This is a genomic window from Synechococcus sp. BS55D, from assembly GCF_004332415.1.
Lineage (GTDB): Bacteria > Cyanobacteriota > Cyanobacteriia > PCC-6307 > Cyanobiaceae > Synechococcus_C.
On record NZ_PHQT01000003.1, the window covers coordinates 177,815 to 191,327 of the forward strand.

General features: G+C 62.8%; 18 protein-coding genes and 2 tRNA genes. 12 read left to right on the plus strand and 8 right to left on the minus strand.

Annotated elements, in window-relative coordinates; genetic code table 11:
* Positions 1–20: 20 nt before the first annotated feature.
* The 5 genes from CWE16_RS12265 (at position 21) to CWE16_RS07790 (ending at position 3,589) form a co-directional block, all read left to right on the plus strand.
* Positions 21–248 carry a high light inducible protein gene (locus tag CWE16_RS12265; RefSeq protein ID WP_236629640.1) on the plus strand — a complete coding sequence of 76 codons (228 nt, stop codon included), beginning with the start codon at positions 21–23 and terminating at the stop codon, positions 246–248.
* Positions 249–360: 112 nt separating this feature from the next.
* A complete protein-coding gene (gene wecB / locus CWE16_RS07775) occupies positions 361–1,473 on the plus strand; it encodes a non-hydrolyzing UDP-N-acetylglucosamine 2-epimerase (RefSeq protein WP_131594426.1) in 1,113 nt (370 codons plus the stop codon).
* On the plus strand, positions 1,454–2,068 hold the full coding sequence (locus CWE16_RS07780; RefSeq protein WP_236629641.1) for a DUF1643 domain-containing protein: 615 nt from the start codon (positions 1,454–1,456) through the stop codon (positions 2,066–2,068). Before wecB ends, CWE16_RS07780 begins: the two co-directional genes overlap by 20 nt.
* Entirely contained in the window at positions 2,065–2,310 is a 246-nt protein-coding gene (locus CWE16_RS07785) for a hypothetical protein (RefSeq protein WP_131454591.1), read from the plus strand. The genes CWE16_RS07780 and CWE16_RS07785 overlap by 4 nt, the downstream gene beginning before the upstream one ends.
* On the plus strand, positions 2,300–3,589 hold the full coding sequence (locus tag CWE16_RS07790) for a cation:proton antiporter (protein WP_131594430.1): 1,290 nt from the start codon (positions 2,300–2,302) through the stop codon (positions 3,587–3,589). Before CWE16_RS07785 ends, CWE16_RS07790 begins: the two co-directional genes overlap by 11 nt.
* Here the strand turns inward: CWE16_RS07790 and gltX are convergent.
* Both gltX and CWE16_RS07800 read right to left on the minus strand, forming a co-directional pair.
* Entirely contained in the window at positions 3,539–4,972 is a 1,434-nt protein-coding gene (gltX, locus tag CWE16_RS07795; protein ID WP_131594432.1) for a glutamate--tRNA ligase, read from the minus strand. The two genes, CWE16_RS07790 and gltX, sit on opposite strands and share 51 nt — an antisense overlap.
* A gap of 20 nt (positions 4,973–4,992) precedes the next feature.
* Positions 4,993–5,066: transfer RNA gene (locus tag CWE16_RS07800), tRNA-Asp, on the minus strand.
* 254 nt (positions 5,067–5,320) lie between these two features.
* Here CWE16_RS07800 and CWE16_RS07805 point away from each other — a divergent pair.
* Positions 5,321–6,241 carry a LysR family transcriptional regulator substrate-binding protein gene (locus CWE16_RS07805; protein WP_236629642.1) on the plus strand — a complete coding sequence of 307 codons (921 nt, stop codon included), beginning with the start codon at positions 5,321–5,323 and terminating at the stop codon, positions 6,239–6,241.
* A 61-nt stretch (positions 6,242–6,302) separates the two neighbouring features.
* On the opposite strand, the gene CWE16_RS07810 is transcribed toward CWE16_RS07805, so the two are convergent.
* From CWE16_RS07810 to CWE16_RS07825, 4 genes are all read right to left on the minus strand, one after another.
* On the minus strand, positions 6,303–6,491 hold the full coding sequence (locus tag CWE16_RS07810) for a hyperconserved protein Hcp (RefSeq protein WP_006043540.1): 189 nt from the start codon (positions 6,489–6,491) through the stop codon (positions 6,303–6,305).
* 36 nt (positions 6,492–6,527) lie between these two features.
* Positions 6,528–6,600, minus strand: a tRNA-Trp gene (locus CWE16_RS07815).
* 61 nt (positions 6,601–6,661) lie between these two features.
* A complete protein-coding gene (rplS, locus tag CWE16_RS07820) occupies positions 6,662–7,165 on the minus strand; it encodes a 50S ribosomal protein L19 (RefSeq protein ID WP_131454587.1) in 504 nt (167 codons plus the stop codon).
* A 33-nt stretch (positions 7,166–7,198) separates the two neighbouring features.
* Positions 7,199–7,516, minus strand: coding sequence for a PepSY domain-containing protein (locus CWE16_RS07825; protein ID WP_131594436.1), 318 nt, complete (start codon positions 7,514–7,516; stop codon positions 7,199–7,201).
* A gap of 75 nt (positions 7,517–7,591) precedes the next feature.
* On the opposite strand from CWE16_RS07825, the gene map reads away from it, so the two are divergent.
* The gene (gene map, locus CWE16_RS07830) at positions 7,592–8,434 is read left to right on the plus strand and encodes a type I methionyl aminopeptidase (RefSeq protein WP_131594438.1); all 843 of its coding nucleotides are present in this window, start codon (positions 7,592–7,594) and stop codon (positions 8,432–8,434) included.
* Here map and CWE16_RS07835 read toward each other — a convergent pair.
* Positions 8,412–9,176 carry an SDR family oxidoreductase gene (locus tag CWE16_RS07835; RefSeq protein ID WP_236629643.1) on the minus strand — a complete coding sequence of 255 codons (765 nt, stop codon included), beginning with the start codon at positions 9,174–9,176 and terminating at the stop codon, positions 8,412–8,414. The genes map and CWE16_RS07835 overlap by 23 nt on opposite strands.
* A gap of 41 nt (positions 9,177–9,217) precedes the next feature.
* Between CWE16_RS07835 and ebsA the strand changes: the two genes are divergently transcribed.
* From ebsA to CWE16_RS07850, 3 genes are read left to right on the plus strand one after another with little or no spacing between them, the layout of a single operon-like run.
* Positions 9,218–9,637 carry a type IV pilus biogenesis protein EbsA gene (gene ebsA, locus CWE16_RS07840; protein WP_201737975.1) on the plus strand — a complete coding sequence of 140 codons (420 nt, stop codon included), beginning with the start codon at positions 9,218–9,220 and terminating at the stop codon, positions 9,635–9,637.
* Entirely contained in the window at positions 9,619–10,710 is a 1,092-nt protein-coding gene (locus tag CWE16_RS07845) for a phosphotransacetylase family protein (RefSeq protein WP_131594442.1), read from the plus strand. Before ebsA ends, CWE16_RS07845 begins: the two co-directional genes overlap by 19 nt.
* Before the next feature lie 42 nt (positions 10,711–10,752).
* Positions 10,753–11,271, plus strand: a complete 519-nt coding sequence (locus tag CWE16_RS07850) for a DNA recombination-mediator protein A (RefSeq protein WP_131594444.1) — start codon at positions 10,753–10,755, stop codon at positions 11,269–11,271.
* A gap of 3 nt (positions 11,272–11,274) precedes the next feature.
* Here the strand turns inward: CWE16_RS07850 and CWE16_RS07855 are convergent, their stop codons facing one another.
* Positions 11,275–11,715: an NfeD family protein gene (locus CWE16_RS07855; protein ID WP_131594446.1), complete on the minus strand. Its 441-nt coding sequence runs from the start codon at positions 11,713–11,715 to the stop codon at positions 11,275–11,277.
* A gap of 113 nt (positions 11,716–11,828) precedes the next feature.
* Here CWE16_RS07855 and CWE16_RS07860 point away from each other — a divergent pair, with 113 nt between their 5' ends.
* Together CWE16_RS07860 and CWE16_RS07865 are read left to right on the plus strand one after the other, a co-directional pair.
* Positions 11,829–12,737 carry an SPFH domain-containing protein gene (locus CWE16_RS07860; protein ID WP_131594448.1) on the plus strand — a complete coding sequence of 303 codons (909 nt, stop codon included), beginning with the start codon at positions 11,829–11,831 and terminating at the stop codon, positions 12,735–12,737.
* A gap of 107 nt (positions 12,738–12,844) precedes the next feature.
* Entirely contained in the window at positions 12,845–13,513 is a 669-nt protein-coding gene (locus CWE16_RS07865; protein ID WP_131594450.1) for a ParA family protein, read from the plus strand.

Consider the following 13,513-nt stretch of genomic DNA (forward strand, 5'->3'; position numbering starts at 1 on the left):
TCTTCCACCGAAGCGGAGTCATGGCATCAGCACCTAGACCTGATTCCGCTCCTTCTGAGCAGGATCATTCCTCAACTGACGCTGGCGGACCTGGGCCCAGCACGGTGGCTGGTGGTGAGCTCAACGCCTGGCGTCGTGGCTTTACGCCTCAGGCGGAAATTTGGAACGGACGCTTGGCGATGCTTGGCCTGTCCGTGGGCATTGCCCTGTTGTTGATCCTGCGTGTGGTCGGCGGCTCCCATTCCTGATCGAGGACCTCCCTTCAGCTTCGCCAGCACAGCGCATCTGGCAAGTCGTTGCTGCTGAGGGGGGCTGAAATCACCGATAGGATCCGGCTTGATTCATCGGCTTTAGCGCTGTATGGCAGGTCTGCCGCGGGTGACGATCGTCCTGGGAACCCGGCCGGAAGCGATCAAGCTCGCCCCGGTGATCCAGGAGTTTCAGGCCTGCGATTGCCTGGAGACCCGTGTGGTCCTCACCGGGCAGCACCGGGAGATGGTGACTCAGGTCATGGACCTGTTCGGTCTGAAGGCCGACCGCGATCTCGATCTGATGGCGCCGCGTCAGACCCTCACCCATGTGACCTGTGCAGCACTTCAGGGCCTCCGCGACGACTTCCAGGCGTTCCCCCCGGCCTTGGTGCTCGTGCAGGGGGACACCACCACGGCCTTCGCTGCTGCTCTTGCTGCGTTTTACGAGCAGATCCCCGTGGGCCATGTGGAGGCTGGTTTGCGGACCGACAACCTGCTGGATCCCTTTCCTGAGGAGGCCAATCGACGCTTGATCTCCCAGGTCGCCCAGCTGCACTTCGCCCCGACCACGCGCTCCGAAGCCAATCTCAAAGCTTCCGGTGTGGTGGGCCAGGTGATGGTGACCGGTAACACCGTGATCGATGCCCTGCTGCGGATGGCCGAGCGGGCTCCCCTCCTGTCCGATCTGCCCATCGATTGGGAGCGGCAGCGGGTGATCCTCGCCACGGTCCACCGTCGTGAGAACTGGGGGGATCGCCTGGCTTCGATCGCTGCCGGGATGCTGCAGGTGCTGGAGGACCATCCCGATGCGGCCCTGCTTCTGCCTTTGCATCGCAATCCCACCGTGCGTGAACCTCTGCAGGCACTGCTGGGGGCGCATCCGCGCGTGGTGCTCACTGAACCGCTCGACTACGACCGGTTGGTGGCTGCGATGAAGGGCTGCACGCTGCTGCTCACCGACTCAGGCGGCCTGCAGGAGGAAGCCCCTGCCCTGGGCAAGCCCGTGCTCGTGCTGCGACGCACCACCGAGCGACCGGAAGCTGTGGATGCTGGCACCGCTCGCCTGGTTGGCACTGACGCGGCCACGATTGCCGCTGAAGCCTCCCGGCTGCTGAGTGATTCCAAGGCCTATGAGGCCATGGCCCGGGCTGTGAATCCCTTCGGCGATGGTCAGGCCAGCCGCCGGATTCTGGAGGCATCGCTTGCCCTGCTCGAGCGCTGAGAGTGGGACGGCTGTCAGTGGAACTGTCTTCAGTGCCTGCAGGCGCTACCGCTGGATCCTGAGCCGCAGTCTTGGTGGCGGCCAGGCCCCCAGCCTGATCTTCATCGGCCTCAACCCCTCCCGTGCGGATGGAGAGAGGGATGACCCAACCTTGCGGCGACTGCAAGGCTTCGCTCGGTCCTGGGGCTACGGACGGCTCGTGGTGCTCAATCTTTTTGCCCTGGTGACCCCTTCACCAGCGGTGCTGCGACGCAGCGCAGAACCGGTAGGGCGGGCCAATGATGCCGTGCTCAAGGCCTGGTTACGTCGCTGGTCTCTGGCGCCGCAGCAGTGGGATCTCTGGCTGGGCTGGGGGGCTGCCGGTGGACTCCATGACCGGGATCAGAGGCTGCTCGCGCTGCTGCGTGGCCTGCTCCCCCAGCGTCAGGCATGCGGTGGGGGCCCCCCTGGTGTGCTCGGTCTCACACGCGGGGGCTATCCCCGCCATCCCCTCTACCTCCCTGCTGGCCAGCTGCTGCAACCTTGGATCCAGGCAGAGGAGCCGCAGGTTCGTCATCCTGTGCCGAGGGCTCAGGGAGGTACGGTTCGCAGATGACTCGTCAACCCCGTCGTTATGCGGTGTCCCTCCATCTGATGGGGGGACAGACCGAGATGGTCCATTTCCCCAGCCTGGAGCAGTTCCAGCAGTGGTACCAGGGGCTGGTGAATGCTTCCCCTAATGGGGGATTCGTGAACGTGCCGCTCGGAGATCTGGAGGGGGAGTATCTGGTGGTGCGTCCCGACGCAGTCATAGGCCTTCGGGTGGAACCTCAGTTCACCTCGATCGATGACGCCTGAGCGGCTGGGACTGCTCTGGGGCGTCACCGTGTTCGCGGGTGCCGCTGCCAGGCTCCTGTCAGCACTTTCGGGGTTGCCGGGAGTCGTCCTACTGCTCCTCTCTGGACTGCTCATTGGCCGCTCCGGCCTAGGCCTGGTGGAACCGCTCGATCTCGGCCAGGGGCTCGAGACGGTGGTGGGGCTGCTGGTCAGCTTGGTGCTTTTCGACGGTGGGCTGAACCTGCGGCTGCCGGGAGACACGATCAAAACGACCGTGTTGCGGATCTCTCTGATCCGTCTGCTGCTTTCGCTTGCTGCGGGCCTGTTGGCAGCCCACTGGCTGGCTGGGCTCGGTTGGTCGGTGGCAGCGGTTTACAGCGCGATCGTGCTGGCGACAGGGCCCACCGTTGTGACGCCGTTGGTGCAGCAGATTCGGCTCGCCCCTCCTCTGGGGGATGTCTTGGAGGCGGAGGGGCTGGTGCTTGAGCCGGTTGGGGCGGTGCTGGCCCTGCTGCTGCTGGAGTTGTTGCTGGGTGATTTGCATGGATGGCGGGAGTTGGCCATTGGCTTGCTCTCCCGACTGGGTGGTGGTGTGTTGATTGGTGTGGCCTGCGGCTGGCTGCTGTCAGAGGCGCTGCAACGGCTCAAACCGGATCCGGCGGTGGGGTTGCGCCTGCAGCTGACCCTGGGGGTTCTCTTTCTGATGTTTGGGGCCTGCGAATGGCTGCTGCCCGAATCCGGGCTCCCCGCTTCTGTGGCTGCTGGCGTGGTCGTGGGCCGCAGGCCCTCCACCGATGCGGCCCAGCTCGATGCTCTGATCCGTGAGCTGGCAAGGCTGGCGATCACGATGTTGTTCCCACTCCTCGCCGCAGATGTCTCCTGGGCGGAGCTAAGCCCGCTCGGCTGGGGAGGCATCAGCTGTGTGCTGGTGCTCATGGTGCTAGTGCGGCCGGTGGCGGTCAGCGTGGCCACGGTTGGCCTTCCACTCGACTGGCGACAGCGATTGTTCCTGAGCTGGTTGGCACCCCGTGGCATCGTCACCGCGGCGGTGGCGTCTTTGTTTGCGATCCGCCTGGAGCAGGCCGGTGTGCTGGGTGCCGGACGACTCCAGGGCCTTGTTTTTCTGACGATCCTGATGACCGTTGGCCTCCAGGGACTGACCGCTCAACCGCTGGCTCGGATGCTTGGTCTGATTGCTGCTGACGAGGACGAAACGGTGGGTGCGAATGCCGATTCCGCAGCTGCCGATTCAGAGGCAGCGCTGAAGGCGTTGCCGGTCGTGCCCGATCCTGGCCAGTAGCCCCCAGGTGGTCATCAGGTCAGGGCCTTGAAGCCGTCCCAGCAGGGCGGCGCGCAGACTCTTCATGAGCAGCCCTTTCTTCACCCCGGCCTGGTCAACCGCCTCTTTCAGCAGTGCTTGCCCGCGCTCGCTGTCGCAACCATCCCAGGGGGCTGACTCCAGCAACGCGTTGAGGGCTGCCAGCGCCGGTCGAGCTCCCTCCTGGTCCAGTTGAGACAGGGCATCGGCCTCCAGGTCGGGTTCGATGAAGAAGGGCCGCGCCTGCTCAATGCCGTCGTTCAGCAGGGTGAGAGACGGTCCCAGCAGCTCAGCCAGGGCCTCCTGCCAGGCCTGATCCGCAGGCAAAGTCCATCCCTGCGCCTGCCAGAGGGGGGAGAGGGCCATAAGCAGCTGCGGCGCCTGCCATCCATGCAGCACCTGGGCATTGAGCCAGTTGAGCTTGTCCCAGTCGAAGCGGGCACCGGCCTTGTTGACCCGCTCAAAACTGAACACGGAGGCCGCATCTGCGAGGCTGAAACGCTCCTCCATCCCTTCGGGAACGGACCAGCCGAGGAGGGTCATGTAATTGGCCAGGGCTTCTGCGGTGTAGCCCATGGCACGGAAGTCGCTGATGGAGGTCACCCCATCCCGTTTGGAGAGCTTGCGCCCCTCGGCATTGAGGATCAGCGGGGTGTGGGCGAACTGGGGGGCTTCGAGGCCCAGGGCTTCGTAGAGAAGCAGTTGCTTGGCGGTGTTGGCGATGTGATCTTCGCCGCGGATCACGTGGGTGATCGCCATGGCGGCATCATCGACCACCACCACAAGGTTGTAGAGGGGATCGCCGATTGCATCGGCGGGGGCCCGTCGGGCGATCACCATGTCGCCGCCGAGGTCAGCACCGCTCCAGCGCATGGCGCCGCGGACCATGTCTGTCCAAGTGATCGATGCACCATCGTCGATGCGGAAACGGATGACAGCAGTTCGGCCCTCGGCCTGGAATGCGGCCTCCTGTTCAGGGCTGAGATTGCGATGGCGGTTGTCGTAACGCGGGGCCTGGCCTGCCGCCCGTTGACGGTCCCTCAGGGCATTGAGCTCCTCCTCCGTTGTGTAGCAGCGGTAGGCGAGACCATGTTCGAGCAGGGTCTGGATCGCCTGCCGGTGCTCCTCGATCCTGGTGCTCTGCACCACGGGCTCATCATCCCAATCGAGACCGAGCCATTGCAGGCCGTCGAGGATGTTGGCGGTGAATTCCGGCTTGGAGCGCTCGCGATCGGTGTCTTCGATGCGGATCAGGAAGGAGCCGCCCATCCGCCGAGCGAATAACCAGTTGAACACCGCGGTGCGAGCCGTGCCGATGTGAAGGGTTCCCGTGGGGCTGGGGGCCAGACGAACGCGAACGGACACTGCTGGCAGAAGGTTTGGAACGGGACCGACGGGGCTCGAACCCGCAACTTCCGCCGTGACAGGGCGGTGCTCTAACCAATTGAACTACGGTCCCAGGCTGACCATCGACAGGACTTCATGCCCTGAGCGGTTGACCTGTGTCGCCTGCGCGACCAAGAAAGTATCGACCTCCGCCCTGCCCTCCGTCAACTCATCGGTCTCGAGGGCAATCGAGCGCTGGTTTTATGCAGATCTCGAATGAATCGGCGAATTCGCCTTCATCGATTCAGATGAAGGGGGGCACGGGTGACATAAAGGAAGCGCTACTGGTTGCTCGGCTTTCGGATGCTCTCGGTTGATGCGTTGAGGATGCTGGATTACCAGCTTTGGCTGCGTTCCGGCGAGCAGGCAGCCACCCGCCTGCACTGTTCTCAGAGCACGGTGTCGCGTAACAACAGTCAGACCCTGGCGCTCTTCGGCCTGTCGTGCCATCGCCAGGCTGGGGAGTGGCAGCTCCGGGGCGACCAGGGCCTGCTGCTGATGGAGCGTCGCGTCCATCAACTGTCGCGACTGCGCCACGGCATGGCTCCTGCACGGATTGAGGCCAATTGCTGGGCAGTCCCAGCCTTCCTCGATCCTCTCCCCGAAGGCTGGGAGGGGGGAGTCGCAACCCATGTGGGTATGGCTCGCCCGCTGCAACTCCTGCGGGAGCGGGTGATCGACGCCTGGATCGGTAGTTATCAACCCGATCTGCCAGTGGATGATCCAGACCTTGCGGTCTTTGATCTCTGTGCCACAGCAGTCCATTTGGTTGCTGCCGTGGATCACCCCTTGGCGCATCAGGCTGAACTGACCGAGGAGGATCTGAGCGCTTTCCCGAGCCTTGCCCTGCCGGCAGGGATGTTCCCTCGCACTGAGGCGATTCTTCGCCGTCAGGGTCTTTGGCGGATCCGTGTGCGTATGAAGCGCTACAGGCCGGAGTTCTGGCAAGGGCGCACGGAAGATCAGGTGACGTTGACCTACGCCAACTGTCTGGCACTGAATGTGATGCCGGGGTTGGTGCGGCTGGATTACCACCTAGGGCTGACCAGCGGTGAAGCTCTGGTGGTCCGGCGTGATTTGAAGGATGAAGCCCTCATCCAAAAGCTGCTGGCTTCTCTGCGGCAACGCTGCCTTCAGCTGGCTGAGCGTCATCCTGACCTCTGGCCAACGTTGACCTTGCCAGTCGCTGAAGAGTTGAGCGTTCAGCAGCCGGAACAACCCCTGGAGACCCAAGGCATGACGGCATAAACCAGGCATAAAAAAGGTCCTGCCGGGCGGCAGAACCTCGTGAGATTTGAATTCCGATCCGTCAGGGTCGGAAGCCGGCGGGTTCAATCAGGCGCACCTGGTTACCGCGGGCAGTGAATTCACGACCCTGGTCACTTTGAACAACCACGCGACCACCGGATTTGACACGGATCACACGGGCACGAACCCAGCCGAGAGCGGCTGACTCAAGCACCTTGACGACATCACCAGGTTGTAGATCCAACTCCATGCTCAAAACCGGGAAACTGCATGAGGGGTCATCGGACGCGCCGTGGAGGACTTGAACCCCCGACATCAGGTTTTGGAGACCTGCGTTCTACCAACTGAACTAACGGCGCAAGGCGATGGACCCCTCGACCACCGCGAAGCGATGGCATTGGATTGAACGAGGCCGGAGCCTCAGCGATCGAAGCGCTGCTTCACACGAGTGGCCTTGCCCACCCGGTCTCGCAGATAGAAAAGCTTCGCCCTGCGTACCTTACCGCGGCGTTCCACCTTGATGGAGGCCACCTGGGGGCTGTGAAGCATGAACACACGTTCCACGCCGATGCCCTGGAAGATCCGACGCACGGTGATGGTGGCATTGAGGCCGCCATGGCGCTTGGCGATCACAACACCTTCATAGGGCTGAACACGTTCTTTGTTGCCCTCACTGATGCGCACGCCCACGCGAACGGTGTCGCCCACGTAGATGTCAGGAAGCTCGGATTTCAGTTGTGCGGCTTCAAACTCCCGGATCAGAGCTTCTGCTCCGAGCTTGGCCACTGCTTTTGCTGCAGGAGTCTCAGGCTTGCCTGCAACGGCTGCAGGCTCTTCCACTGCGGTGGCAGTGACCTCGCTCTCGGTTGTCACCACCTCAGTGGCTTCCTCCTTCGGGGAGGTCTCTTTCGGATCCGCTGCCATCCCAGCTCCGGGTAAACACGCCAAACAACCAGCTTACCCTTTCGCCTCCCCTTGCTTCCTTGATGCCGTTCCGAACGGTCGTCTCCACTGCTGAACGAGCATCGTCGCGCCGGTGATCAGCATCCAGAGGAGCCCAAGGCCATTCAGGAGCACCAGCACGGGTTCCAGCTTGGGGCCCAGCCACTCACCTTCATGCAGCACCATCAGCCAGTGCACCTGGTCCCGACTGAAACCTGCCCAGTCTCTTGCCAACCGGTAGCCCACCCCTGAGCCAACGGTGAGCAGCAGTGGCAACAAAACGAAGGGCGCCAGCCAGCGATGCCATTGGCGGATGCTGCGCAGCCAGACCAATCAACCTCCTCCTCGCGTTCAACATTGATAGCGTGACGGAATCGACTATCTGTCGCGGGTTACCGCCAACGTTTGATGAATCTGTTTGCTGACCTGCTGGCAGCCTCTGGCGGTGCCAAGGCCACGGCGACTGGACCTCGGATCCAGCAGCGCCGTGGTGTGGAAGTGAAATCAGCCCGCGAGCTGAAGATCATGGCCCGGGCCAGCAGCATCGTGGCGTCCGTGCTGCGCGAGATCATGGCGTCGGTGGAACCCGGTCAGACCACCGCTGATCTCGATGCCCTCGCCGAACGACGGATCCGCGAGCTCGGTGCTACCCCCAGTTTCAAGGGCTATCACGGGTTCCCCGCCAGTATCTGCGCAAGCATCAACAACGAGGTGGTGCATGGCATTCCCAGTGCCAAACGGGTGATCCGCAAGGGGGATCTCCTCAAGGTCGACACCGGTGCGTATTTCGAGGGCTACCACGGTGATAGCTGCGTCACCATCTGCGTCGGCGAGGTGCCTGAGCAAGCCCGCACTCTCAGTCGTGTTGCCCAGGAGTCGCTGATGGCTGGACTGGCTCAGATCAAGGCCGGCAACACGCTGCTTGACATTGCAGGTGCCGTGGAAGACCACGTGAAGGCGAATGGATTCAGCGTGGTGGAGGACTACACGGGACACGGCGTTGGCCGCAATCTCCACGAAGAACCGTCCGTGTTCAATTTCCGCACCGATGAGTTGCCCAACGTGACCCTGCGGCCGGGGATGACGCTTGCGGTGGAGCCGATTCTCAATGCAGGCAGCAAGCGCTGTCGAACCTTGAAAGACCGTTGGACCGTCGTAACCCAGGACGGCAGTCTCTCCGCGCAGTGGGAGCACACGATCGTGGTCACTTCCGATGGCTGCGAGATCCTCACCGATCGGGGCGATTGCTGATCAGCCTGTTGTAAGCGGCCCGCCCTAGTTCGCTCAGGGGCATCAGCAGATAAGTCAGGGGGTTTGGGGTCACGATCACCAGTGGCAGTCCGAGCCCGGCCTGCAGGATCACTTGTCCCGCCACCCAATCGGCTGACATCACGCCAATGGGATTCAGTTCGGATCGGAACGGTCCCAGCACGAGCTTGCGTAGGCGCAAGGTTGGGATTGGGCTGCGCTGATGCTCACTCCAGCGGAGGCTCACCAGTTGTCCGAGCAGACGCTTGCTCAGTTCATAGGCGGGGCTTAAGGCGGGCTGGATCTCCGCCTCCGAGGTGTTCACCCAAACCTCCCGTGGCTCGGAGCCGGGAGGCAGCTCCGCGGCGATCCGCTCGTAGTGCTCGAGCAGTCGCCAGCTGCTCAGGGCGTTCACCTCCAGGGCGCGATTGAGGGTGAGGCTGCGCTGGTCAGCCCCGGGATTGATCCCGTGGTTGAGCACCAGCAGATCCAGTTGGGCCAGAACGGGTGCGAGCTCCTGCTCGCGGCCACAGTGCCACTGCACCCAGCTCTGACTTGCCGTGGTTGCGCTTGCCGCATTGCAGGGGGGCTCTCGGTGCGTCAGGCCCACCACGTGCGCGCCTTGGGCCTGAAATCGACGGCTCAGGGCCTGGCCCAGGGCTCCCTGGGCACCGGTGATGCCAATCCGGCGACCCTGCCAACGCTGGTGGTCGACGGCGGATGGGAGGGAGCTGCTCTGGGCCATTGCTCCAGCTTGGGGCATGCTTTGGGGGATTGGCGGGATTCGTGCCTACACCATCCCTCGATGCTCAGATGGCTTTGTTCGCTCCCTACTGCGGCGGTCGCAGTCGAGAGCAAGACCTGCTGCGGGTTCTGGCCTATTGGCCGGGGGGGGAGGTCCGCGGTGTGCGGAGTCTCATGGAGGCCTCTCCTCACCGGTTCGATCTGCGCTGGCAACCGGTCCGGGCACCGCTGGAAATCACCGCTTGCACACTCAACATTGAGGCGGAGCCGCCGCTCGCCTACCGCTTCTCCGTTCCCGCCCATCAGCTGATGGACTGGTTGATGGAAAGCGGTGATCGTTCTGATCGGCTTGAGCTCCCCGATCGCTTCTGGCAGTGGTTGCTGCTGGAAGCGGGAGGCGAAGACCTCTACATTGCAACACCAAGAGCGCGCCGGGTCGGGTCATGGGCAACACCTTGCTGATCGGATCCTGTGAACCTTTCAGCGGGAAGTCCGCCTTAGTGCTGGGTTTGGCTAGAGCCCTCGCGAGTGGTGGCCGCCAGGTGCGGTTCGGCAAACCGCTGGCCACCAGCCTCGAGTGGAGTCCCTCCGCAGGGCCGCTCCCCGATCCGCTCATCGATGACGATGTGCGCTTCGTCGGCAGCACCTTGGGTCTTGGTGATGGTCAGCTGATCCCCTCATTGCATCTGCTGTCGCCGGTCACGGCGGATGCACGCCTCGCCCAGGGCCAGCTCGCCGCCGGTGATGGTTTCATTCAGCTGCGGAACGAGCTCTCTCAGCATCAGGACGGGGTCACCTTGCTGGAGGCAGCAGGCAGTCTTCACGAAGGTCTGCTTTATGGACTCAGCCTTGTGCAGCTGGCCCAGGGCCTTCAGGCACCGGTGGTGCTCGTGCATCTTTGGCAGGACAGCCGCAGCGTTGATGCTCTGCTCGCGGCCCGTGACCAGCTCGGTGATCGCCTGATGGGCATCGTGCTGAATGCCGTCACCCCTGATGAAGTGGATGAACTCCAGCGTCATGTGGTGCCCGCCCTCGAGGGGCTTGGCCTGCAGGTCTTTGGCGTGATGCCTCGTTCGCCCCTGCTGCGCAGTGTCACCGTCGGAGAACTCGTGCGTCGTCTCGATGCAAGGGTGATCTGCTGTGAGGAGCGGCTTGAACTCCTGGTGGAGACCCTGAGCATTGGCGCCATGAATGTGAACTCCGCCATGGAGTTCTTCCGTCGACGCCGCAACATGGCCGTGGTGACGGGCGCGGATCGTACCGATATTCAGCTGGCCGCCCTTGAGGCGTCCACCCAGTGTCTGATCTTGACCGGTGCCGGCGAGCCCCTGCCCCAGCTGATCAGTCGCGCCGATGAATTGGAGGTGCCGCTCCTGAAGGTGGAGAGCGACACGCTCGCCACAGTGGAAGTGATTGAACAAGCCTTCGGGCATGTCCGTCTGCATGAGGCGGTGAAGGCCACGTATGCCTTCCGGCTCGTGGAGGAGCACTGTCAACTGGATCGCATTTTCTCCGCCCTCGACCAGTCGGCCTGACAATCCTTTTGGCACTGCTAGTTTCAATTTCAAATCGGCGGGATGTCCTTGAGCCGCTCCCTTGACCTACCTGCCCTCGATCGGGTGGACACCCTGGCCCAGGAACTGGCCCTGCTTCAGGACAAGGGAAAACGGCGGATCGCAATTCTTGGGAGCCGCCATGTGCCAGTGGTGGCCATCCATCTGATCGAACTGATCGCCCGCTCTCTGGCCCAGGAGGGGCACTCCCTGATGACCTCAGGAGCCCAGGGGGTCAACGCCGCGGTCATCCGCGGTGTGCTCGAAGTCGACCCCGCGCGCCTCACGGTGCTCCTGCCCCAGAGCCTCGATCGGCAATCACCGGAGATCCGCGATCAGCTCGAACGGGTGCTGCATCTGATTGAGAAGCCCGAGCATGACGATCTGCCCCTGCCGATGGCCAGCAGTCTCTGCAATCAGGACATCATCAACCGCTGTGACCAGCTGATCTGTCTGGCCTTCCATGACAGCGAAACCCTGCTGAACAGCTGCCGCAGTGCGGAGGACATGGGCAAGGTTGTGAGTCTTCTGTTCTTCGACTGACGTTCAGGGCCGGAAACGGGCGATGACCTGCAGCTGGGTACCGTCCCGCCCCACGACGAGCACCTGGTCGCCGTGGCTGATTGCCTGGTCGAGATCCAAGGAGCTGGCGGCCCAGCTCTGACCATGCCAGCGCACCCGACCTTCGCCGCCCGGGGGGATAGCACTGATCACTTCAGCCAGATCCTCCCGTTGGCGCTCCTGGCCAGGACGTGGATTGCGGCGAGCCGACCAGCGGCTGAGCCAAATGGTGCCGACGACGGTCAGCACCAGGAACAACAGAATCTGCACCAGCAGAGGCAGAGGGGTCAGGGCCGTCAGCAGAGAGAGCAGCAGTGCTGCAAGGGCCGCGACCATCAAGCCGTCGAAGCTGGGTTGGGCCAATTCCAGGCTTAGAAGTCCCCCAGCGATCAGGAGCCAGATCAGTGGAATCCAGAACGGGGGCATCGGCGGGCGGTTTGTGGTTCTGAATCCCCACTCTGCAGTCCCCGGCCTTGATCGGCAGAGTGTTGCCGGCTCGAGGCACTGTCCGTAGGGTCCGGGAAGTGGGTGCTCAAGGGATGGAAGCCTTTCTCGGTCTGCCGGCGCTGGTGTTGATTGCCCTGTTGGGCAGCGGAAGCGTCAAGGTCACCAGCGGAGGCCGTTCTCGTCTGGTGGAGCGCCTTGGCAAATACGACCGTGAACTGCAGCCGGGCTTGTCCTTCGTGCTGCCGGTGGTGGAGAAAGTGGTGAGCCATGAATCGCTGAAGGAACGGGTGCTGGATATCCCCCCTCAGCTCTGCATCACCCGCGACAACGTGTCGATCGAAGTGGATGCCGTGGTGTATTGGCAGCTGCTCGAGCACCCCCGCGCTTATTACGCCGTCGACAATCTTCAGGCGGCGATGGTCAATCTGGTGCTCACCCAGATCCGGGCCGAGATGGGCAAGCTGGATCTTGATCAGACCTTCACCACCCGCAGTGAGGTGAATGAGTTGTTGCTGAAGGAACTGGATGAGGCCACGGACCCCTGGGGTGTGAAGGTGACCCGGGTGGAGATGCGCGACATCAATCCATCACCGGGTGTGAAGCAGGCGATGGAGGCGCAGATGACGGCGGAGCGGGAGAAGCGCGCGGCGATCCTGCGCTCCGAGGGCGAGAAGGAATCTCAGCTGAATGAGGCCCGCGGCCGTGCGGAGGCTTTGGTGCTGGATGCCCGGGCCCAGAAAGAAGCGCTGCTGCTCGATGCAGAAGCCCAGGTGAAGCAGCAGGAACTGCTGGCGAAAGCCAAGGCGGAGGCTGCCCTGGAGCTGGCCCGTGCCCTGGAAGCGAACCCGAAGGCTGCCGAAGCGATGCGGTTGATGTTGGCGAAGGATTGGATGGCGATGGGTGAACAGTTGGCCGAGGCCCCAGCCGGCAGTGTGCTGATGGTGGATCCCCAGTCGCCCGCCTCCTTGCTGGCGGCACTCAAGCAGTTTCAGCAGGGATAGAGAGCGGGTGGTGGTTGGTTGTTTGTGCTACGCACGCTTTAGAAAAAACCGCTAGACAAGATTTCGAAACTCAGGCGCATCAGGCTGCTGCAAAGCAGTTGTTTTTTATGTTTCTCACCGTCTTTGGTCAGAAGGGAGGGGTCGCCAAAACCTGCACAAGTGTGCATTTATCTGCGGTCTGGGCAAGACGAGGATTCAATGTCTGCCTTGTTGATGCTGATCGCAATCGATCAGCGACGGCCTATGGAGCCAGGGGGTTGCTTGATTTCTCGGTGGTTCCCATCGAGGCGGCGGCCAAGGCGACCCGTGCTGCCGACATCGTTGTGACCGATGGTCAGGCCAGTAGTCAGGATGACGAGTTGAACAGGTTGTCTGAGGGATCTGATCTGATTGTTCTGCCGACAACCCCGCAGGCTCGATCGGTTGAACTCACGATTGAGCTGGCCTCAATGTTGCGCAGCAAAGAGGTGCCAGCCTGTGTGTTGATGGTGAAAGTCGACTCGCGTAAGCAGCGGCAAGCCCACGAAGCCAAGGCAATCCTGGTGGATTTTGGGTTGCAAGTTCTCAGGGCTGAGATCCCTCTGCTGGCAGCCTTTGATAAGGCTGAGGTACAGGGAAGCATCGTGATGGACGCGGTGGATGATCGTGGTCGGGCTGACAGTCGGCGCATGCTCGGTTGGACTGCCTATTGCGCGGCAGCTGCTGAGATCGAAGCGATCCATCGGGCTGCCCAGGCCGAAGCCGGTGACTCCGGGCTGGATGGACTTGCGGCCTGA

Coding starts and splice junctions, on each gene's coding strand:
- CWE16_RS12265 (WP_236629640.1), top strand. CDS start 21: ATGGCATCAGCACCTAGACCTGATTCCGCTCCTTCTGAGCAGGATCAT.
- wecB (WP_131594426.1), top strand. CDS start 361: ATGGCAGGTCTGCCGCGGGTGACGATCGTCCTGGGAACCCGGCCGGAA.
- CWE16_RS07785 (WP_131454591.1), top strand. CDS start 2,065: ATGACTCGTCAACCCCGTCGTTATGCGGTGTCCCTCCATCTGATGGGG.
- CWE16_RS07790 (WP_131594430.1), top strand. CDS start 2,300: ATGACGCCTGAGCGGCTGGGACTGCTCTGGGGCGTCACCGTGTTCGCG.
- CWE16_RS07805 (WP_236629642.1), top strand. CDS start 5,321: ATGCTGGATTACCAGCTTTGGCTGCGTTCCGGCGAGCAGGCAGCCACC.
- CWE16_RS07810 (WP_006043540.1), bottom strand. CDS start 6,491: ATGGAGTTGGATCTACAACCTGGTGATGTCGTCAAGGTGCTTGAGTCA.
- rplS (WP_131454587.1), bottom strand. CDS start 7,165: ATGGCAGCGGATCCGAAAGAGACCTCCCCGAAGGAGGAAGCCACTGAG.
- map (WP_131594438.1), top strand. CDS start 7,592: ATGAATCTGTTTGCTGACCTGCTGGCAGCCTCTGGCGGTGCCAAGGCC.
- CWE16_RS07835 (WP_236629643.1), bottom strand. CDS start 9,176: ATGGCCCAGAGCAGCTCCCTCCCATCCGCCGTCGACCACCAGCGTTGG.
- CWE16_RS07845 (WP_131594442.1), top strand. CDS start 9,619: ATGGGCAACACCTTGCTGATCGGATCCTGTGAACCTTTCAGCGGGAAG.
- CWE16_RS07850 (WP_131594444.1), top strand. CDS start 10,753: ATGTCCTTGAGCCGCTCCCTTGACCTACCTGCCCTCGATCGGGTGGAC.
- CWE16_RS07855 (WP_131594446.1), bottom strand. CDS start 11,715: ATGCCCCCGTTCTGGATTCCACTGATCTGGCTCCTGATCGCTGGGGGA.
- CWE16_RS07860 (WP_131594448.1), top strand. CDS start 11,829: ATGGAAGCCTTTCTCGGTCTGCCGGCGCTGGTGTTGATTGCCCTGTTG.
- CWE16_RS07865 (WP_131594450.1), top strand. CDS start 12,845: ATGTTTCTCACCGTCTTTGGTCAGAAGGGAGGGGTCGCCAAAACCTGC.